This window comes from Pseudoalteromonas luteoviolacea DSM 6061 (assembly GCF_001625655.1).
In the GTDB taxonomy this organism is placed as follows: domain Bacteria; phylum Pseudomonadota; class Gammaproteobacteria; order Enterobacterales; family Alteromonadaceae; genus Pseudoalteromonas; species Pseudoalteromonas luteoviolacea.
This window is the reverse complement of record NZ_AUYB01000146.1, coordinates 26,310-47,655: the sequence shown is the minus strand read 5'-3', so window position 1 is coordinate 47,655 and position 21,346 is coordinate 26,310. Positions and strand designations below refer to the sequence as shown.

Here is a 21,346-nt window from a genome sequence, read left to right as displayed (position 1 = left end):
TAGGCAATTAATCTGACGAAGGAAAACACCATGAAACTTAAATCGCTACTTACTACAGTGCTTGTTACAGGGATATTGGCAGGGTGTAGCTCAACAAAAGAGCAGTCTGCCTCTCAATCAAAAGTAAATATACCTGATTGGGTACTCAATCCAACTATTGAGAACGGCATTGCGGCTGCGGATTGTGTAAAATTTTCTGGTAATATCTCTATTGATCAAAAGAGTTCCGTAGCAAATGCGCGTTTAGCGTTAGCGCAACAAATCGAAACACGTATTGAAGGTTTGGATAAAACGTTTGCAAATAGAACGGATGCAAATGATGAGACGACTGTGGGTTCTACATTCAGCTCTGTATCAAAACAATTGACTAAACAAACACTTCGTGGTTCACGCGTAAACAAAGCTGACGTTGTAGAAATTGCTGGAAAAGACTATTACTGTTCTCTAGTTGTGCTATCACCTCAACTAACACAGTCTTTATTTAAAGATGTTATTAAAGAAAGTAAAAAAGACATTAATCCACAAGATGAAAAGTTCCTATATCAAGAGTTTAAAGCTTACAAAGCTGAAAAAGATCTTGAAAAAGAGATTGCTAGATTGACGAATTAATAAAACGCGCCTTTGGGTGCGTTTTTTGCTTGTAAGGATTAAAAAGTGAAGAAAGTACTAGCATTGACTATTTTGTCTCAACTGGTTGCTGGTGTTGTTTATGCCAACAGTACATCGCCTTTTGACGAACTGTCAAAGGAAATGCGAGGCTATGACAGCAAATCCCAGACCTCACCTAGAGATAGTGAATACAGCAGTGAATTTGAACAGTTTAAAGCTGAGCACTTAGGTGAGTATGAACAGTTTGTTGAGCAGCATTTGGCTGAATATGATGCATTTAGGGATGAGTTAATTAAACATTGGGGAGAGGCCAAAGTGGCGTCTCGCAGTGAATATGTCGCTTATTCTGAAGACAGCTTATCGCGCCTTGAAATTGACTTTGAAAATAACGAGTTAGTTTTAAGTATTCGCCATGATGGAGAAGGTGCACCTTCAGAAGCTGAAATCAAACGCGAATTTGAACGTTTTAGGCAATCTGAAAATGCGGTATTACAGAGCTTTTTAAACGGCGAACAAGCAAAGATCAGTGAAGCCTCTACTGATGCTTATAAAATTGATAGAAGCCTCAAAGTTAATGCAATTATTGATGCTAAGGCAAAAATAAAGCAGCAGACGATTGAGCAAAAGCAACTATTAGATAGACAAGCCGACGAACAACTTGCGCTTTCGCAAGGAGATGAAAGTAAAGTTATTGAAAAGTTGAATGGGGATAAAGCTAAGCTAGATCAATTAGAGATCAAGCGGATTCAAAACTTGGCACAATCTGTCAGACAAATTGCCGGACAAAATGACGAGAAGGTGACTAAGGTAACCGTTAAGCTACCACAAGGCAGCTTAGCTAAGAAGCGAGCCTCAAACTATACAGGGCACATTTCCAAGCAAAGTGAACGCTTCGATATAGATTCTAGCTTAGTGCTCGCTGTGATGCATACAGAGAGCCACTTTAACCCATTAGCCAAGTCTCATATTCCAGCGTATGGGTTAATGCAAGTTGTACCAACCAGCGCGGGGGTTGACGTCAATCGCTTTTTATTTAAGATTGATGCACCAATGAGCGCACCATACCTTTTTGTTGTAAACAATAATATAGAAGCTGGAACAGCGTATCTGCATTTATTGAACGACAGATATTTACGGAATATAAAAGACCCGATCAGTAGGAAGTACTGTATGATTGCAGCCTACAATACTGGGGCTGGTAATGTTGCTCGGGTGTTCAATAGCGATGGTTCTAGAAATATCAATAAGGCTGCAAAGGTCATCAACTCCATGTCTTCAGACAGAGTGTTGGAAGCTTTGCAAAGTGGATTGCCTTACGATGAAACTAAGCATTACTTGAAAAAAGTGCTGAAGACCGAAAAGCTATATATTTAATCCGCTCAATCTCTACTTAGTCAGGTTATATATTTTTAAAATATATAACCTGATGAACAGCTAATCCCATTCCATTTATCACTGTATAACACAGTCGTTTCCACTATGTTTATCTAAAAAGCTACGTTTTATATTGAGAGCGTTAATCTAACGCTTTTAGAAGCACTTCACCTATTGATGACAATGAAAGAGACGTCGGTAGAAAGGAATTGAGTCTAACTTAGAGAAAGGTTCACAAAAAACCGGCCACAGTTGTGGCCGGTTTTGTCGATTAGGTATTTCCTAACTGTGTTTACTCAACAGGTGCTGGCGATGCCATTTGCGCACTGGCTCTTGCTGATGGTGCTTTGGAGCCTGAGCCTAAACTGCTGGAGCGAATAATTGTACGCAATTCGTCAGGCATTGCACTTGGTGTAACCGAGTTTGTAGACTCTTCACTTGGACTTGCTTTAGTCATCGGTGATGCAGCGCTTCTGTTAAAACGAACACGTTCTGATGTTGTATGCACAGGTGTAGCCACCTCCTGATGTACCTCAACTGCTTCCGGAGCTGCTTCAGGTTGTGGCGTTTCTGCAACTTCAACAGGCGCTTCATATGTCTCAGCTTTATCTTCAACAACGTCTGTTGATTCTGCTTTTGGCGCTTCTTCCACAGCTTCAATTTGAGCCTCTTGAGAAGAAGACTCTACAGTCACTGGTTGCTCAGCTTCGCACGGTGCCAAATCAGCTTCTTCGTTAGAAGTTGCTACTACAGGCTGATCGATTTGTATATCTTCCACTTGCGATTCTTCAGCATTCGCTTGAATATCAGTTGGCGTTACTTCTGTTTGTGGCTCTTTTAGTTCGACAGGAGCTACTTGAGCAGTTTCGGCTTGCGCTTGTTCTGCAACAACTTCTTGAGCAGGTTCTGTGGTTTCAGTTTGTTCACTTTCAACCTCAGTCGCTTGTGTCGATAGAATACCACCTTCTTCATCCGCGACAACTTCCACTGTAGTTGTTTCTTTTGCAACAACTGGCAGTACTTGTTGAGTTGCTGGAGTCGATTCGACATTTTCAAGTGTCGTATCTACAAGTTCTACTTGGACAGTCTCATGCTGAGGCTGGTTATCAACCGTACGCTGTTGTGCTTCAAATTCAGCAGCAGCTTGATCTGCAACTGGCACGAATGCTGGAGTTGAAGAACGGTTCGGATTGTCGTTACGCTTACGTCGTTGACCAGCAGCTCTAAGGTGACGAGGAGAGCGTCTTGAGCGGGTCTTCGCTTCACGCTTGTCGTCCTGATCTTCTTCAACTTGATTAATCAATGATTGATCACCAGATTCCAAAGTTTCAGCGATAACTACATTTTCCTCTGCTTCTGCAGCCTGAGTTGGCGCAGACTCTTGCACTTTAGGAGACTCACCGTTTTTGTCTTGAGCTTTCGAGTTTGACACAGTCTCAGTGATTGGTGAATCCGCAGCTTCTGATGTTGCAGCAGGCTTAGATTCAACTACCGGAGCTGTTTCTGCAACCTTAGGTGCCTCTGGCTCTTTGACACTTTGCTGAGTATCAGCAGGTGACTGCACGTTTTGCTGCTCAGATTCAATACGAACTTTTTTGCGTAAATTACGTCTTTGACGACGCTGCTTCACAGGTTTTTCTTTAACTTCCTGTTGAGCCTCATCTTTTTGCTCGTTAACTGCTACGTTCTTTGTTTTATCACCATCTGTGCGCTTGCGATTGTTTTGACGACGACGCTTATTGCGATTGTCAGAACGTTCTTGATTTTCATTACGCTCTTTCGTTTCGCTCTTTGATGACTCATTCGAAGCATTTGCATCTTTTTGAGTTTCGTTGCGCCCTTTACCTTTACGGCGCTGGTTGCGACGACGGTTATCTTGCTTGCCACGACGCTTATTGTGTGGTTTTTTCTCTTCCTCTTTCGGCTGTTCTTCTTCAGCAGAGAAAAGGCCTTTCAACCAACTACCAACTCGCGACAACAAGCTTGGCTTCTGCTCAACTGGTTTTGCAGGTGCTGTTTTTGCTGCAGCTTTAGAAGGTGATGTCTGGGCAGCTGGTGCTGGCGCTGATGGCATAGGAACGCCTTTCAAAGCCGGCTCTTCTTTTTGCACAACAGGGGCCATTTGTATTTCTACAGCTTCGGCTTCTGGCTCTGCTACTTGTTCATAACTAGCAAGTTCTGGCACATCATCTTTACGCAAACGTACTACTTCGTAGTGCGGAGTTTCTAAATGCTGATTTGGGATGATGACTACATGGCAATTGTGTCGTTTTTCAATGCGCTGAACTGCACGACGCTTTTCATTCAATAAGAATGAGCCTACTTTAACTGGCACCTGCGCATTAACTTGAGCCGTATTTTCTTTGATAGCCTCTTCTTCAATCAATCTCAAGATTGACAGTGCGATTGACTCGTTTGAACGAATTGTGCCTTGACCACTACAGCGAGGACAAGTGTGCTGGCTAGCTTCACCCAAAGATGGACGAAGGCGTTGACGAGACATTTCCAACAAGCCAAAGCGAGAAATTTTACCAATTTGAACTCGGGCTCTGTCTGCGCGTACAGCTTCTTTTAAACGGTTTTCTACTTCTCTTTGATGACGAGGAGGTGTCATATCGATGAAGTCTATAACAATCAAACCACCTAAGTCTCTCAGCCTAAGTTGTCTTGCAATCTCGTCAGCTGCTTCTAAGTTTGTATTCAAAGCAGTCTCTTCGATATCACCGCCTTTGGTCGCTTTTGACGAGTTGATATCGATTGATGTGAGTGCTTCAGTTGGGTCGATTACAATTGAACCACCTGAAGGAAGTCTTACTTCTCGCTGGAAAGCAGACTCAATTTGACTTTCAATTTGGTAATGAGTGAACAGCGGTACATCATTTTTGTATAATTTAACGCGGTTGATGAAATCAGGTCTGAAGCGTTCAATATGTGCTTTAGCTTCGTCAAAAACACGTTGTTTATCAATCAAGATTTCACCGATATCACGACGTAAATAGTCACGAATTGCACGGAAAATTACGTTACTTTCTTGGTGAATTAAAAATGGAGCCTTGCGACTGTCAGCAGCTTCTTGAATAGCTTGCCAATGCACAAGTAGTGCTTTTAAATCGTATTCTAACTCTTCGAATGACTTACCTACACCTGCGGTACGAACAATAAGCCCCATACCTTTTGGTAGCTTTAAGCGACTTAGAGCTTCTTTTAGCTCTATACGCTCGTCACCTTCGATACGTCTTGAGATGCCGCCTGCACGAGGGTTGTTTGGCATTAAGACTAGATAACTACCAGCTACACTTATAAAAGTTGTTAAAGCCGCACCTTTTTGGCCGCGTTCCTCTTTATCGACTTGAACGATAACTTCTTGGCCTTCTTTAATTACATCTTTGATGTTTGGGCGACCATTGAAAGTGTAACCTTCAGGGAAGTATGTTTTCGCAATTTCTTTAAGAGGTAGGAAGCCGTGACGCTCTGCGCCATAGTCTACAAATGCAGCTTCAAGGGAGGGTTCGATTCGAGTGATTTTGCCTTTATAAATATTGGCTTTCTTTTGTTCGTGACCAGGGCTCTCTATATCAAGATCGTATAGACGCTGGCCATCAACCAGTGCAACGCGCATTTCTTCTTGCTGCGTCGCATTGATTAGCATGCGTTTCATATTCTTATGTACTCTATTTACTTTAATTTACCCACCAACAATTAGCTTTATTTTGGTCGGATAAATTTAACTTACACCATTCTTGTGCGCCAATGCAGGCTGTTTAATTGTTCCTGTTACTGATGCAGTCTCACGACTGGGGAGAAGGGAACTTAGTCTGTTTTAACACTTACTGCCTGATTACTCTCAAAGGCGGGTTAAAAATTAGCTTTCACTTTGCCTACAGAACTCGCTCGGGTTAAACAAACCCGCAAATCTACACAAGACACGATAATTTTGCTTCTATTTACTTGTTTGTCGTGTATGGCCGTAATGGATGAACTGTTACACGCTTCACCTTATGCCAATCACACGTAATAATTGTACTGAGTCGGAGATAAAAGCTTTGGAAATATTAGCTCTGATCTGTATGATCCTCCACCCAAGATGTGCATCACGACAGTATATTTGCGATAAAAAGCAACGCTCGCAAAGTTTGCGAGGCGATTATCCCACTAATAACTGTGTGATAGCAACTAAATTATTACTCAAATCAGTGATTAGGCAATGTCAGAAAAGAATGCTTTACAAGTTACCTTTGTAACTATCACCGAAGATCAGCTAGGTCAACGTGTTGATAACTTTTTAGTAACACACTTAAAGGGTGTGCCAAAAAGTGCGGTTTACAAGATCTTGAGAAAGGGTGAAGTTCGCGTCAATAAGAAAAGGGTTAAGCCCGTATACAAGCTACAGATTGACGACGTAGTACGGATCCCACCGATTAAAACGGCGGAAAAAAGTGAGTTTGTACCAAAGAACTTAGATAAGGTTGCAAACTTAGAAGATTGTATCTTGTATGAAGATAAGTATCTGATTGTAATTAATAAACCTTCTGGTATGGCGGTGCATGGTGGCAGTGGCTTGAGTTATGGTTTGATTGAAGCTATTCGTGCGTTGCGTCCTCAGGAAAAGTCTTTAGAACTCGTGCATAGATTAGACAGAGATACCTCAGGCTGTCTGTTAATCTCAAAAAAACGCGCCGTATTGAAAGGGCTACACGAGCAGCTGCGTGAAAAAACCATGGAGAAGAACTATTGGGCTTTAGTTGCGGGCGAGTGGTCTGCAAAGCACAAAAATGTTACAGAGCCGCTTAGAAAAAACACTCTGAAGTCGGGTGAGCGGGTAGTGCGTGTAGACCATGAAGAAGGTAAAGCCTCACACACGCGATTTAGAGTGTTAGAGCGTTTTGCTGGGTCAACATTAGTACAAGCTTCTCCGGTGACTGGCCGTACGCACCAAATTCGTGTTCACACACAATGCAAAGGGCATCCAATTGCATGTGACGATAAGTATGGCGATCAAGCATTTGATGCGCAAATGCGTAAAAAAGGCCTCGGAAGGCTGTTTTTGCATGCCCGTGAGTTGCGATTCCTTCATCCAAAAACAGAAACCACACTTCATGTTGAGGCGCCATTAGATAAAGCATTGACCGCTTGCTTAAATACGTTAAGAGCCGCTGATGAAGTATAAGTTAGTAATACTGGATTGGGATGGAACTGTTATGGATACAGTTCCGAAAATAGTTAACACTATAAATACGGTTGCTGATCAATATTCGTTCCCTCGTGAGAGTGAAGAAAAAACTAAGAGTATTATAGGGCTTTCACTAGAGAACGCTCTGGAGACTTTATTTCCGGAGCAAGCTAATCGCAGTAGTGAGTTAGCAGCAACATATAAACACGTTTACAAAGAAGTAGACAAGACGCCAACCAGTTTATTTGATGGTGTTGAGCACGTGCTAAAGCAATTAACCGATCAGGGTGTAAAGGTGGCTGTCGCGACGGGTAAAAGTCGTCAGGGCTTGAATCGCTTGATGGAAGAGACAGGCTTGGCTGGCTATTTTGTCACGACACGCACTGCTGATGAAGCTGAGTCCAAACCAAACCCAGATATGTTGAATCAAATTATGTCTGAGCTTGGTATTTTACCATGTGATACGGTTATGGTTGGCGACACCATCATCGATATGGAAATGGCGCGCCTTGCTAACGTTGATGCGATTGGTGTTACCTTTGGTGTTGCGTCAGGCGAGCAATTAAAAGCTGCTGGTGCAAGGTATATTACCAGTCAATTTGCCCAGTTAGTCGATGGACTGCGATAGCACATCGATACCAAACTCGGCTAAAGATTTAGTTAATTCGATGAGAGGAAGTCCAATAAGTGTATTTGGATCTTCTCCTTCGAGTTTTTCAAATAAGCAAATACCCAATCCTTCACTTTTGAAGCTACCCGCACAATTATATGGTTGTTCTGCGTCAAGGTAATTAGAAATTTGGCACTCGGAGAGCGTTCTAAAATGAACATAAAAAGGAACGACTTTAGTGATGCTTTTATTTTTTTCGATACAGTATAAACTGAGCCCAGTATAGAATGTCACCGTTTGTCCACTGAACATGCTCAGTTGTTTGATAGCGTTTTCTTTTGTGTGAGGTTTTCCCAAAATCTGATTATCAAATACAGCGACTTGATCTGAACCAATCACAATGCCTTTTTCATACCTGTTAATTGCGGACTTTGCTTTGGCTTCACTGAGTCGATACACCAAACTTTCAGGAGATTCAAGCGCGATAGGTGATTCATCAATATCTGGTGAGAAACTATCAAATGGTAAACCAATTTTTTTTAAAATTTGCTGCCTAAAAGGTGAGCTTGAGGCTAATATAATAGGTGTGTTCATAAGCGAATTAGTACCTGAACTAAATATTTGACACAAGGATAAGCGTTAGTAGTCGAAAAACAATAGGAAAGTTTATTTTTACTTTGACTAAACCACTAACAATCTATATGATGCAGCCCCTATGCAAAAGGTGAAAATTCCCATCACTCTTGATCCAGGCAGAGCAGCACAGCGCCGAGCTAGTTATGACGGCATTGTTAAGCTTGAAGAACTTTCTCGACTGCAGCAAGTTGTGCAGGATCAGGTAGGTGAAATAGCGGTAACTATTCATTGCGATGTTGATCAGCAAGGTTTGGTGGTTGTTCGAGGCTCAGCTCGAGCTAAGCTAACTGTGTTGTGTCAACGTTGTAATGATGAATTAGGGTTGGATTTGGCTCAAGACTTTGCGTATTCGCCAGTCGGATTAGGTGCAGAGTCGGAAGATCTTCCTGAAAGCTACGATGTGGTGGAGTTAGATGAAGAAGGCGAAATCAATCTTCGACAAATAATCGAAGACGAATTGATTTTGGCGATTCCTATAGTTCCTATGCATGATGAAGCTTCATGTTCTTTTTCTGATAAGCCTGCGAGCTTTGGCGAAATTGAAGCAGAAGAAACTAAACCAAATCCATTTGAGATTTTAAAACAACTTAAGAAAGATTCTTAGGAGAAGGCTAATGGCGGTACAAAAAAGCAAAGTGACACGTTCACGTCGTGGCATGCGTCGTTCACACGATGCTATCAGCGGACCAGCTTTAACTGTAGACCAAGTTTCTGGTGAGACTCATCGTCGTCACCACGTAACTGCTGATGGTTACTACAAAGGCGTTAAAGTAATTTCTAAGTAAGAGATTGCTTGATGCTGACTAATCTAACCATTGCGTTAGATATGATGGGGGGCGATTACGGCCCCCGTTCATCTATTCCTGCGGCAATTCTCGCCGTAAAAAAATATCCCAATTTAACTTTATTACTATGCGGTAATGAAGATGTCTTGCGACAAGCCCTACAAAAAGAAAGTCACCTTGATCATCCTAGGCTTATCGTCAAACACTGTGAGCAAGTTGTAACCAATAATTGCGAACCTGCACATGCGTTAAGAAATAAACGTAATTCCTCTATGCGTATTGCACTCGAATTAGTGAAGTCAGGGCAGGCACAAGCTTGTGTGAGCTCGGGTAATACTGGCGCACTGTTGTCCATGGCACACTATGTGCTCAAAATGCTTCCAGGTATTAAGCGGCCGGCTTTAATCACGTCAATGCCGACAGAAAAAAAACAACCTGTGTATCTTCTTGATCTGGGTGCAAACGTACTCTGCGATCCTGAAACTTTATTCCAATTTGCGATTATGGGCTCCATTGTCGCAGGGGAGGCACTAGATAAAGCACAGCCAAAGGTGAGCTTGCTTAATATAGGTGCAGAAGACATTAAAGGGCATGACGGGATAAAGCAGGCTGCCAAACTGATGTGCGAATGTGAACATTTAAACTATCAGGGCTATTGTGAAGGCAGCGATATTTTCTCGGGTAAATCTGACGTCATTGTATGTGAGGGCTTTGTTGGCAATATTGCGCTGAAAACTTGCGAGGGAATTGCCAAACTTATCATGCTAAAATTCACGAATGCACTTAAAAAACACTTTTTTTACAAGGTTCTTGCATTTTTACTGCGCCCAGTGATAAAAAAACTCTATAAAAAGGTGAACCCCGACCAGTATAACGGAGCAAGTCTGGTAGGATTGCGTGGTATTGTCGTTAAAAGTCACGGAAATGCTTCGAATAAGGCATTTTTAGCAGCTATCGATGAAGCTGTTAGAGAGGTTAATCGACGCATTCCCGAAAAGATACAGACTGCTTTCGAAAGAATGGCAAAAACAGAAGAGGCATCAGTAAGCCAAGATTAAATTAGGTTTAGCTGTTGGTCTCTTTTTGTCGTTTTGAGTGGTTGAGTCTGAGGATAGTAATCCAAGTCATACTGCAGAAGGTTGGTTGCTGAATTAGGCAATGGTCTGAACGCTAAGTATGCAAATTGAAAACGAGTTAAAAGAGCATCGTATGTCACAAAAAATAGCTTTACTTTTCCCTGGCCAAGGCTCGCAGAGTGTTGGCATGTTGTCAGAGTTATTAGAGTCTTCTGAAGTTGTAAAAAATACTTTCGCAGAGGCGTCAGAGGCGCTTGGGTATGATCTACAAGCTTTGGTACTGAATGGTCCTGAAGAAGAATTAAACAAAACACACAAAACTCAGCCTGCTTTATTAACAGCGAGCGTGGCAATTTTCCGTCACTGGAGTGCAAAAAATGTAGACGCTGAATTGGTTTTAGCTGGTCATAGCTTAGGTGAATACTCTGCATTGGTTTGCGCAGATGTGATCAGTTTGGCTGAGGCAGTGAAGCTAGTTGAAAAGCGTGGACTTTACATGCAAGAAGCTGTACCTGCTGGTACTGGCTCTATGGCTGCAATCATTGGTTTAGATGATGATACAATCGCAAAAGTGTGTAACGAGGCTGCAGAGGGGCAGGTTGTCTCTCCTGTAAACTATAACTCGCCAGGACAAGTTGTTATTGCTGGTCACAAAGAAGCTGTTGAGCGTGCGAGTGAAGCATGTAAAGAAGCTGGTGCTAAGCGTGCCTTGCCACTGGCAGTTAGTGTGCCATCTCACTGTGAACTAATGAAGCCAGCTGCAGAGCGTTTAGCTGAAGATCTAGCTGCATTAGAATTTTCAGAGCCTAAATATCCAGTTATTAATAACGTCGATGTTGCAGTAGCTAAAAGCGCTACAGAAATCAAAGAAGCATTGGTTAAACAATTATTCAGCCCAGTTCGCTGGACTGAAACTGTACAAAAGCTTGCTGCAGATAACGTTACTACCGCTTATGAATTTGGTCCAGGCAAAGTGTTGACCGGTCTCGCTAAGCGTATCGACAAATCAGTCAAATGTGCTGCTGCTAATGATTTAGCGTCAGTAGAAAGTGCAGAATAATAGAGAAGAAAAATGTCAAATATTTTTGGTCTAGAAGGTAAAATCGTATTAGTCACTGGTGCTAGTAGAGGTATTGGTAAGTCGGTAGCTCAAACGCTAGTGGCACAAGGTGCAACAGTGCTAGGAACAGCTACAAGTGATTCTGGTGCAGAAAAAATCAGTGAATATCTTGGCGAAAGTGGCAAAGGCTACAAGCTTAATGTAACTGATGTTGAATCAATTGAGTCTGTATTAAAGCAGATTAAAGCTGATTTTGGCGATGTTGATGTTTTAGTAAATAATGCTGGTATCACTCGAGATAATCTACTTATGCGTATGAAAGACGATGAGTGGACAGATATCATTGACACAAATTTAAGTGCAATCTATCGTTTATCAAAAGCGGTACTTCGCCCAATGATGAAGAAAAAGTGTGGTCGTATTATTAACATTGGCTCTGTTGTGGGTACAATGGGTAATGCTGGTCAAGCAAACTACGCAGCAGCTAAAGCTGGTGTCATTGGTTTTTCTAAGTCACTTGCTCGTGAAGTTGCGTCTCGTGGGATTACAGTAAACGTTATCGCACCAGGTTTTATCAAAACTGATATGACTGACGAGCTAACTGATGAGCAAAAAGCTGCTACGCTTGCAAACGTTCCTGCTGGTCGTTTAGGGCAGCCAGAAGAGATTGCGGCAGCAGTTGCATACTTAGCTTCAGATGCTGCGGCTTACATTTCAGGTGAAACATTGCATGTTAATGGTGCAATGTACATGGTTTAAAGATTACAATTTAATTTAAATTTTTGTGATCTTGCCGCAAACGAGCTTGAAATTGGCCTTAAAATAGGCGATAAAGTAAAAAAATATTTCGTAACAGGTTTGACCAGACAAAAAAGTCATGGTCAATCCTTGAATCCATACATGATGCGCCGTAAACTACGCCGCAATCTGAAATTAACGCAAAAAGCGTTTTAATAAAGGAAAGAAGAATGAGCGACATCCAAGAACGCGTAAAAAAAATCATCGTTGAACAACTAGGTGTTAAAGAAGAAGAAGTTAAATCTGAAGCGTCTTTCGTAGACGACCTGGGTGCTGATTCTCTTGATACTGTTGAGCTAGTAATGGCTCTAGAAGAAGAGTTCGACACTGAGATCCCTGACGAAGAAGCTGAGAAGATCACTACAGTTCAGGCAGCGATCGACTACGTTACTGCTCACGCTGAGTAATTAACGGATCTGAAGGGCAGCACTCGCTGCCCTCATTCATTCTACCCCCGCAAAATTTCAAATCCCTTTTTGGAGGAAACCGTGGCTAAACGTCGAGTCGTAGTAACTGGCTTAGGTATGTTGACGCCGCTAGGTAATGATGTTCAGTCAACCTGGCAAGGCCTGTTAGAAGGTCGCAGTGGCATTTCAAATATCACGCATTTTGATACATCGAGTTTTGGAACTAAGTTTGCTGGCTTAGTTAACGACTTTGATGCGACAGAATACATGTCCAAAAAAGACACAAAAAAAATGGACTTGTTTATTCAATATGGTATCGCAGCTGGTGTCCAAGCATTAAAGGATTCAGGTTTAGAGATAACTGAGCAAAACGCAGCCCGTGTAGGTGTAGCAGTTGGTTCAGGTATCGGTGGCCTAACACTCATTGAAGAAAACCATCACAAATTAATTGCAAGCGGCCCTCGCAAGCTTTCTCCTTTTTATGTGCCTTCGACAATCATTAATATGATCTCAGGTCACCTATCCATCATGCATGGACTTAGAGGACCGAATATTTCAATCGTAACGGCTTGTACGACTGGTTTGCATAACATTGGTCACGCAGCTCGTATGATCGCATATGGTGATGCAGACGCGATGGTTGCAGGTGGTGCAGAAAAAGCATCAACTCCAATTGGTATGGGTGGATTCAGTGCAGCTCGAGCGCTTTCGACTCGTAACGATGACCCTCAAGCTGCTTCTCGCCCTTGGGACAAAGACCGTGACGGTTTTGTACTTGCAGATGGTGCTGGTGTGATTGTACTTGAAGAGTACGAACATGCTAAAGCCCGTGGTGCGAAGATCTATGCCGAACTAGTTGGTTTCGGTATGAGTGGCGATGCTTACCATATGACATCTCCACCAGAAGATGGTTCAGGCGCAGCATTGGCGATGGAAAATGCATTGAATGATGCTGGTGTTAACGCTGAGCAAATAGGCTATATCAACGCGCATGGTACTTCGACACCAGCTGGTGATATCGCTGAAACGTCAGCTGTTAAATCTATCTTTGGTGATGCCGCTAACAATGTGATGGTTAGCTCATCTAAATCAATGATGGGTCACCTATTGGGTGCAGCAGGCTCAGTTGAGTCGATCATCAGTATCCTTTCATTGGTTGACCAGAAGGTATCACCGACAATTAACCTAGATAACCCTGATGAAGGATGTGACCTAGATTATGTACCTCATACTGCTCGAGATGCTAAGCTTGATTACGCTTTGTGTAACTCGTTTGGTTTTGGTGGTACGAACGGTTCTTTGTTATTTAAAAAGATTTAATTTAAGTAACGCGAACGAATAAAGCCTGGCATAGCCGGGCTTTTTTATTTTTGGAGAACAAGTATGGATTTAAGTCATAAAGATAGGGGTTTAAATTACGGAGATGGCTTTTTTACAACAGTAAAAATTACCTCTGGAAGACTCGCTTTGTGGGACTATCACCTAGAACGACTCCAAAAATGTGCAAAAGTTTTGGGTTTTCCTGCCTTGGATTACATGAGTTTGACCAGCGATTGTCAAGAGGTCGCTAGGCAACGTAAGTGTGGCTTTTTGAAGGTACTGGTTACTCGAGGGTGTGGCGGTAGAGGCTATGGTGTGCCCGAAAAGCCAAGTCCAACCATCATTATTTCCCAAGGTGAGCTGCCAAGTCATTACGTTGACTGGCAAAGTAAAGGGGTGTCACTTGGCTATAGTGAAATACAACTTGGTCATCAACCTTTGTTTGCTGGACTCAAAACGCTCAATCGCTTAGAGCAGGTGATGATTAAACAGGCTGCTCAAGGTAGTGTGTTTGATGATGTGATTGTCGAGGACATCGCCGGTAATGTCATTGAAAGCTCTGCAAGCAATATCCTTATCGTTAAAAATGGTAAAATGCTAACGCCAAAATTAGATTTGTGTGGCATTTCTGGTGTGTATTTAAGGCATCTATGTAGTCAAAGAGAGATCACTGAGCAAAGGGTGAAACGGCAAGATTTGGAGGCTGCAGATGCCATTTTCATCTGTAATAGCCTGATGGGGTTGGTGCCAGTTAAAGCGCTAGACAAACAAGTATTTGATGTGCAAACTGCTTTGCAGATAAAAGAAGAGATAGAAACGTCTAAATGATCCGCTATTTGTTGTTTGCCATGGTGTTGGTATCCACCATTCTAATTTATATTGGTTATAGTTTATTTGAGAAAGTCCATAATGAGCCCCTTTCTCTTGGCAAGCAGTATGTGCAAGTCGATAGCGGAGAAACATTTACCAGATTGTGCGCCAAGTGGCAGTCTGAGCATGCGTTGAGTAGCTGTTTGCCATACAAGGTGTATAGCAAACTGTTTCCAAGTCGCTTCACGCTTAAGGCGGGCGTCTACGATCTATCCTCTCACACAGTGTTTTCAGCAATAACCAAGATTAACAAAGGTATTAAAGCTGACTTCACATTTACCATTATTGAAGGTGAAAGCTATCAAAGTATTTTTGAAAAGCTTAAAAGTAGTGAATTTCTTGTTTTTGATGTGCAGGAGATTGACGTTAACCAGCACTTCCAATTTGGCAACGCTCATCCCGAAGGGTGGTTATTCCCCGAAACATATCACTATGAAGGCGGTACAAAAGCATCATCCTTAATTGCCAGAGCCCATGGAAAGATGAAACGTTTGCTAGATGAAACCTGGGCTCAAAGAGATCCTAAAATCCCACTTAACAACAAATATGAAGCGTTGATCTTGGCGTCAATCATAGAAAAGGAGTCGGGCACAGCTGCAGAGCGCAGCACGATATCCTCAGTGTTCCATAATCGATTAAATAAAGGGATGCGCCTGCAGACGGATCCTACAGTTATTTATGGTCTTGGAGAGCGCTTTGACGGTGATATAAAACGTGTTCATCTACGAGAGTACACGCCTTACAACACTTATCGTATCGATGGCTTACCTCCCACTCCCATAGCAATGCCATCAAAGGATGCATTGCTCGCGGCAGTTAAGCCAAAGAGTACAGAATACTTTTATTTTGTATCAAAGGGAAATGGAGAGCACCACTTCTCAATAACTCTAAAAGAGCACAATAAAGCGGTAAGAAAGTACATTTTGAAGCGTTAATTACATATGAGCACTGAATCAGTGCTCATTTTTATAGTTTATCGGTTTATGATTATACCTTTCACCTTGGAATGAGTACCGTCATGACAACCTGCTAAGAATATGTCTACGGTTTTGTCGGCCATCATTGCTGCTAGGCCAAGAGAAATAATAGTTTGTGCTTCGTTTTCCGCTTTAGAAAAATATCTATGTTGGCTTGCTTTACCACTTGTGCACTCAGGGCTTGAACTATTTTCAGTGGTGATGTATCCATGGCCAGAATTGATGTCATACCATCTAACGTCGGTTATTTTTGTATTGTGAATCCATTCCGCTTGAGATGAAAAAGTAGCCAGTAAAGCGATAATAGAAAGGACCGTTTTCATTATATAGTACCTGATATGGGTTTTTGGAAAGAGTGTATTTATTTTAAAGCTATGTAAATCAAAAAGTTGTAAGAGTGGTGGATTAATATAAAAGGCTGTAAAAATACAGCCTTCGTCTTTGTGGATTTACTTTGTACTGAATTCTACTTTAAGGGTCTGATTAGTTGTTAAGTTTTCAAATGTATATTGTGTGATCGGACCCAAGCTCACACCATTGACGAAAACGTTTTTAACCTTTGCATCCGTCGCAGCATTAAAAAAGAAAGTTTGCCCTTTGCTGGCGTCAATTAGGACATCGCCATAGGTATCGCCAGTTGGGGTGACTGATCCCAAATGTTTAACTTTAGTTGCTTGCTCTTTGGTAATTAGTTTCCAAGGGTCATAATCAGCAGCGAGTGCACCCGGCGCAGAGTCAGCGTACCATTTCGCTTCAAAATACTGGCCATCATGGTAAACCTGATCGCCTTTGTGATAGATGCTCCCCTGAATGAATGTAGGGCTGGCACCAATGCTCTGGACAGTCACAACCTTTCCATCTGTTAATGGGGTTGGGTTGCGCATCCACTCAACAATATCTTTAAACGGCACGATGCGCACCACAGGTTGGCCATTCACTTTCAAGTTCAATGCATATTGGATGAACTCTTCAATGGCTTGCTGGCGCTCAATAAAGGTGGTTGCTCTACCACCTTGGTCATATTCAGATGCATAAATATTTGCATGTGCGCCATAAAGTAAAGGAGAACGGTTACCAGCTAAGCGCAAATGTAGATTGTGCTTTAGAATTTCAAGCACTTCATCTTTACTCATGGCACTGCCGACCCACATGTTAGTGTCAAATGCGACCATTTTTCCGCCAAGTGGTTTTTCAAAAACGTTAGAGGGTAATTGCCATAATCCAGGGAAGCTGCCAACATCAGGCTTGCCAACGCGCTTAGTCGGCGTTCCGTTGTTCATAGTATAAGGCCAAGGGTTGTTAGTCCCGTTGTATTGATTACCCCAACCCTCTTCAATACTTGTGTCATAAACAAAGTTACCTTTTACTAAAGCAGAGAAAAGGGCATTGTTATGATTCAGGTAGGGCGTTCTGAAGCCGATAATCTCGTTTACGGGAACACCTGGTCCTGCAGCATCATTGGCTCCTGTATTAATTTCATTTGGATCAAAAGGCTTACTCAGCCAATTTTGCGTAATATTAAGTTCTTCTGCCCATTCTTGCTCAGAGAAATTATTAGTATCAGGCCCTCCATCTCGATGACTCCAAGTATGGTTGCCCACTTCATGTCCGTCTAGCCAAGCGTCTCTCCAGGCGTGCTTAATACCAACGGGGTCATTGGCGATAGACTCTATGTATGATGGCGTGTGGTAAAAACTAAATCTTACCGGTGCTCCGTCAAATGTCGCTGCGTTATTTGTTCCTTTTGCATTTTGCAGTTGGCGAGTAAAGTTTGTGATCCAATCCATTCCTTCTTTGGAACCATTGTCGTCAAAGCCAATAGAAATAAAAAGCGGTACTTGCACAGGCCTTAATTGCGCGGGAGGCATTTGACTCCACGGTTGGTTGTCAGAGTAATCGTACTTTGTTGTTTGGATTTTATCACTTGTACTAGATGTAGAAGCTGCATAGGTATGTGCGCAATTTGCAGCGGCCATACTAGAGGCGATACCAAAAGCAATTGAAGTGAGCTTAAACTTCATCATAATTTCCTTTTTTAGAGCCCAGCGCCAAATAAAAACTGATTTGGCGTTGGGCGATGGGTTTTTAGAAGTAGATTTTCAAGCTTAATTGTACTCAAAAATACATTTATAAAACCTTGATTTAGAACATGGGAAGTAAATGGTGTTTTCTTTGTATTATTTTTATAAGTATATAAATCAATGATTTAAATTTATTTCATGAGGCTGTTGAGTAAGGTGATTAAGTCTAATGAATTTGTAATTGTTGCTTATTGTATAATACGAGTTTGTCGCTGAGTGATTGCTGTACAATACTTGTCTCATATGGCTGTATATTGTCTACAAATGTGGTATTTCTATATCCGAAAAATAGTTAAAAATACTCTAGGAGTGGCTCACATGAATAAGCTAAATGCGCTCGCTTTAGCGGTAATGATTGGTATAACAGGATGTGCTCAGGAAACAACATCCAGTAAAATGAACAGTGGCGAAAATGTAGCATCACAGAAGAGTGTTAGTCGCCAAGACGTTGATAAAGTGGTTGAGCACTATACTCGAGAGTTTATTGCACACCAGCCAGCTATGGCGACTTCACTGAAACTAGACAGCACAGACTACGGCACATACGCAAATCGCTTACCTGACTATTCTGTGGCAGGTATGCAAGCCTTGCAAATAGACATGGAGCGTGCTGCCGAGCAATTAAAGCAACTTCAATCGGCTAACCTAGATAATAAAGATCTTTTACATGTTCAGGTAAATGAGGTAATTGCACGTTACTATGCTGGTGACAAGGTATTTGCAGCAGGCTACATAGATACGTGGGGTGGTCACCTGCCATATATTGTAAATCAAATTTCTGGGCCTTTGATGGATGTGCCTGGCGTTTTGCAAAATCAGCACGGTATTGAAAATGAAGCCGATGCGAAAGCATATATTGAACGACTGGGCGCATTTGCCAAAATGGTAGATCAGGTCAGAGATAAGGTTTTGGCTGATGCTAAGAGGGGAGTGATCCTACCTAAGCCGCTATTTCCAAATACCCTTTCATATTTGAATAGTTACACTCAACCAACTGCGCAAGAGCATGTGTTGGTCACTTCGTTTGGAGACAAACTTAGTAAGCTAGATACGCTAGGTGAGCAAGCTAAAGATGACTATGTGGCTTTAGCTGCTAAAGCAATGTCACAAAAGGTATATCCTGCTTTTAAACGTATTTCGAATGAAATGGCAAAGCTTGAAAAGCAAGCCTCTGATAGCGTCGGTATTTGGTCTCAGCCCAATGGTGAAGCATTTTATCAGCATGCGATAACTTACTTAGCAGACTCAGATATGAGCGCTGAGCAAATTCATGAAGTTGGCTTAGCCGAAGTTGAGCGTATTTCTAAAAGAATGGATGAAATCTTACGTGCCAATGGTTACACCAAAGGTTCGGTAAGTGAGAGAATGAAGCAACTTAATGAAGAGCCACGCTTCTTGTTTGCAAATAGCGATGAAGGGCGAGAAGAGTTACTGGAGTTCTTAAGGGGTGAAATTAAGGTTATTAATGAGAAGGCGCCACAATATTTCTCTACCCTACCTCCTCAAAAAGTCGAAGTTAAACGAATCCCTGTAGAAGTGGAAGCTGGTGCACCAGGCGGGTATTACTATGGCCCTTCGTTAGATGGCAGTCGTCCTGGTGTTTTTGCAATTAACTTGAAAGACATGAAAGCAGTACCAAGCTTTGGCTTGAAAACATTGACCTATCATGAAGCGGTGCCTGGGCATCACTTCCAAATTGCTCTGAATATGCTGCAAACTGACATCGGTTTGATGCGTCAAAACGCGTCATTTAATGGTTATATAGAAGGGTGGGCTCTTTATTCTGAACTGCTCGCATATGAAATGGGCATGTATGAGAATGATCCGTTTGGAGACTTAGGTCGCTTACAGGCTGAAGCCTATCGAGCAGCACGTTTGGTGGTCGATACAGGTCTGCACTTTAAAAAGTGGAGCCGTGATGAAGCCATTGCCTACTTCGCTGAAGCAACGGGTTCTGCAATGAGCGATGTTGTTCCGGCAATTGATAGATATATAGCATGGCCTGGCCAAGCTCTAGGATACAAGTTGGGTATGCTGAAGTTTGAAGAATTGAGAAAAGATGCACAAAAAGCTTTGGGAGATAAATTTGATATGACCTCTTTTCATGATGAGATCTTATTAAAAGGTGCTCGCCCATTGGCATTGGTAGAAAAAGATATTGCGCGCTGGGTAGAGAAGCGTCAAGCAATGTAATTACGTTTGAACGAGACAAAGAGGCCTTAGGCCTCTTTTTTTCGCTTTAAATACTGGCTGATACATATTGGTACATATAGTAAATAGCTGTTACGCAATCATTTTTTGATAGGCCATATACTCATGTCAATTAAAACAATGATATGGACACCAATATGAAGCTAAATAGATTAAACCATAAACTTCTCAGTGCGTTTGTGATGTTTGTGTTGAGCGCATGTGGAAGTAATGACGCCAACAATAATCAAGCCACAGCGCAACAAGATACTCAGCCATCTCATCAGCAAATTGCCGAGGAATTAGATTATCAAGCTTTGATTGATGGTCTTGTTTCGAGTGAAGTGCACGGGATTATTTTACATGTCTCAACTCCCGATAGCAGCTTTACAGGGAGTACAGGGCTTGCCAATTTAACAACGCAAGAACCATTGCAGCCAGATGCGGTTTATCATCTAGCTAGTTGTGGTAAAGTTTTTACGGCCTTATTGGCTGTGCAACTACACGAAGATGGTCTTCTAGATTTGGATCACACGTTAGACAATTTGCTGCCAATTGAGACTGTTAGTCAAATTCAGTATGCAGATCAAATCACGCTTCGGCAATTGCTTAATCACAGCAGCGGGATATACAACTACTCGGATCCGAATAACCCTGATTCATACATTGATTTTGTCATGGCAAGCTATGAGCAAGGTGTGTCGAACGAAGATTTAACACAGTTTGCTTACGGGAAGCCAGCGTACTTCAAGCCTGGGGAAGGGGTTAAATATTCCAACAGTAATTATACACTTGCAGGTATGATAATGGACCGAGTACTGGGGCACTCAAATGCATTAGCCATGCGCGATAAAATAATTGATCGATTAGCGCTAAGTAATACTTTCTCGGTGGGCATTGAAAATCAAATTGCACAACTGACTCCCGGTTATGAGAAGCAAGATGATTCGTTTATAAACACAGGCCCGATATTGAGCAAAGTGAATGCATCTTCGACACCTGTAGCTTCAACAGTGGGTGAGCTATCAAGCTTAACCAGACGTATTTTCAAAGACGAAACTTGGCTTTCACCAGCCGTACGCGACGAACTTGTTGGAAATAAAAGCCGCGTTAAAGTCTCAGAAACACAAGATTATGTTTTGGGGTTGTGGAGAGAACAGATCAATGGTCACACTGTATATCATCACAATGGTGGAAACCACGGCTATATCTCAAACAATCTATATATTCCCGAGCTAGATGTCAGTGTTGTTTACTTTCTCAATTGTGGGCTAAGTGAGGCGTGTCAAAATGCGTTTTATACGATTGAGGACAAGGTAATGACAAGCATAGTTGGTGAACGTTAATATGGGTGTAAGCGCGGCTAGAAGGCCGCGCTTCTGG

19 protein-coding genes are annotated in these 21,346 nt (G+C 42.1%); 15 read left to right on the top strand and 4 right to left on the bottom strand.

The window, feature by feature from the left end; all coding sequences use genetic code 11:
• Positions 1–30 precede the first annotated feature (30 nt).
• Both N475_RS22815 and N475_RS22810 read left to right on the top strand, forming a co-directional pair.
• Complete coding sequence (locus N475_RS22815) at positions 31–609, top strand: LPP20 family lipoprotein (protein ID WP_063358336.1); 579 nt, start codon at positions 31–33, stop codon at positions 607–609.
• Positions 610–654: 45 nt separating this feature from the next.
• Positions 655–1,983 (top strand): murein transglycosylase domain-containing protein, encoded by a 1,329-nt coding sequence (locus N475_RS22810; protein WP_063358337.1) that lies wholly within the window; start codon positions 655–657, stop codon positions 1,981–1,983.
• Positions 1,984–2,275: 292 nt separating this feature from the next.
• Here the strand turns inward: N475_RS22810 and rne are convergent, their stop codons facing one another.
• The gene (gene rne, locus N475_RS22805; protein WP_063366017.1) at positions 2,276–5,641 is read right to left on the bottom strand and encodes a ribonuclease E; all 3,366 of its coding nucleotides are present in this window, start codon (positions 5,639–5,641) and stop codon (positions 2,276–2,278) included.
• Positions 5,642–6,187: 546 nt separating this feature from the next.
• Between rne and rluC the strand changes: the two genes are divergently transcribed.
• On the top strand, positions 6,188–7,150 hold the full coding sequence (gene rluC, locus N475_RS22800) for a 23S rRNA pseudouridine(955/2504/2580) synthase RluC (RefSeq protein ID WP_063358339.1): 963 nt from the start codon (positions 6,188–6,190) through the stop codon (positions 7,148–7,150).
• Complete coding sequence (locus tag N475_RS22795; RefSeq protein WP_063358340.1) at positions 7,140–7,781, top strand: HAD-IA family hydrolase; 642 nt, start codon at positions 7,140–7,142, stop codon at positions 7,779–7,781. Before rluC ends, N475_RS22795 begins: the two co-directional genes overlap by 11 nt.
• Here N475_RS22795 and N475_RS22790 read toward each other — a convergent pair.
• On the bottom strand, positions 7,761–8,357 hold the full coding sequence (locus tag N475_RS22790) for a Maf family protein (protein ID WP_063358341.1): 597 nt from the start codon (positions 8,355–8,357) through the stop codon (positions 7,761–7,763). The genes N475_RS22795 and N475_RS22790 overlap by 21 nt on opposite strands.
• A 121-nt stretch (positions 8,358–8,478) precedes the next feature.
• Here N475_RS22790 and yceD point away from each other — a divergent pair, with 121 nt between their 5' ends.
• The 9 genes from yceD (at position 8,479) to mltG (ending at position 15,650) form a co-directional block, all read left to right on the top strand.
• Positions 8,479–9,003 carry a 23S rRNA accumulation protein YceD gene (gene yceD, locus N475_RS22785; RefSeq protein WP_063358342.1) on the top strand — a complete coding sequence of 175 codons (525 nt, stop codon included), beginning with the start codon at positions 8,479–8,481 and terminating at the stop codon, positions 9,001–9,003.
• A 10-nt stretch (positions 9,004–9,013) separates the two neighbouring features.
• Positions 9,014–9,184 carry a 50S ribosomal protein L32 gene (rpmF, locus tag N475_RS22780; protein ID WP_023400289.1) on the top strand — a complete coding sequence of 57 codons (171 nt, stop codon included), beginning with the start codon at positions 9,014–9,016 and terminating at the stop codon, positions 9,182–9,184.
• A gap of 11 nt (positions 9,185–9,195) precedes the next feature.
• Complete coding sequence (gene plsX, locus N475_RS22775) at positions 9,196–10,242, top strand: phosphate acyltransferase PlsX (RefSeq protein WP_063358343.1); 1,047 nt, start codon at positions 9,196–9,198, stop codon at positions 10,240–10,242.
• Positions 10,243–10,393: 151 nt separating this feature from the next.
• Positions 10,394–11,320 carry an ACP S-malonyltransferase gene (fabD, locus tag N475_RS22770; protein ID WP_063358442.1) on the top strand — a complete coding sequence of 309 codons (927 nt, stop codon included), beginning with the start codon at positions 10,394–10,396 and terminating at the stop codon, positions 11,318–11,320.
• 12 nt (positions 11,321–11,332) lie between these two features.
• Positions 11,333–12,079, top strand: coding sequence for a 3-oxoacyl-ACP reductase FabG (gene fabG / locus N475_RS22765; protein WP_063358344.1), 747 nt, complete (start codon positions 11,333–11,335; stop codon positions 12,077–12,079).
• Positions 12,080–12,288: 209 nt separating this feature from the next.
• A complete protein-coding gene (gene acpP, locus N475_RS22760; RefSeq protein ID WP_010374019.1) occupies positions 12,289–12,525 on the top strand; it encodes an acyl carrier protein in 237 nt (78 codons plus the stop codon).
• A gap of 81 nt (positions 12,526–12,606) precedes the next feature.
• Positions 12,607–13,845 carry a beta-ketoacyl-ACP synthase II gene (fabF, locus tag N475_RS22755; protein WP_063358345.1) on the top strand — a complete coding sequence of 413 codons (1,239 nt, stop codon included), beginning with the start codon at positions 12,607–12,609 and terminating at the stop codon, positions 13,843–13,845.
• 63 nt (positions 13,846–13,908) lie between these two features.
• On the top strand, positions 13,909–14,673 hold the full coding sequence (gene pabC, locus N475_RS22750) for an aminodeoxychorismate lyase (protein ID WP_063358346.1): 765 nt from the start codon (positions 13,909–13,911) through the stop codon (positions 14,671–14,673).
• Positions 14,670–15,650, top strand: a complete 981-nt coding sequence (gene mltG / locus N475_RS22745; RefSeq protein WP_063366016.1) for an endolytic transglycosylase MltG — start codon at positions 14,670–14,672, stop codon at positions 15,648–15,650. Before pabC ends, mltG begins: the two co-directional genes overlap by 4 nt.
• 38 nt (positions 15,651–15,688) lie before the next feature.
• Here the strand turns inward: mltG and N475_RS22740 are convergent, their stop codons facing one another.
• Positions 15,689–16,015 (bottom strand): hypothetical protein, encoded by a 327-nt coding sequence (locus N475_RS22740; protein ID WP_063358348.1) that lies wholly within the window; start codon positions 16,013–16,015, stop codon positions 15,689–15,691.
• 126 nt (positions 16,016–16,141) lie between these two features.
• The gene (locus tag N475_RS22735; RefSeq protein ID WP_081216020.1) at positions 16,142–17,716 is read right to left on the bottom strand and encodes a hypothetical protein; all 1,575 of its coding nucleotides are present in this window, start codon (positions 17,714–17,716) and stop codon (positions 16,142–16,144) included.
• Positions 17,717–18,091: 375 nt separating this feature from the next.
• Here N475_RS22735 and N475_RS22730 point away from each other — a divergent pair, with 375 nt between their 5' ends.
• Together N475_RS22730 and N475_RS22725 are read left to right on the top strand one after the other, a co-directional pair.
• Positions 18,092–19,966 (top strand): DUF885 domain-containing protein, encoded by a 1,875-nt coding sequence (locus N475_RS22730; protein WP_063366015.1) that lies wholly within the window; start codon positions 18,092–18,094, stop codon positions 19,964–19,966.
• A 155-nt stretch (positions 19,967–20,121) separates the two neighbouring features.
• Positions 20,122–21,309: a serine hydrolase domain-containing protein gene (locus N475_RS22725; protein ID WP_063358351.1), complete on the top strand. Its 1,188-nt coding sequence runs from the start codon at positions 20,122–20,124 to the stop codon at positions 21,307–21,309.
• Positions 21,310–21,346 lie beyond the last annotated feature (37 nt).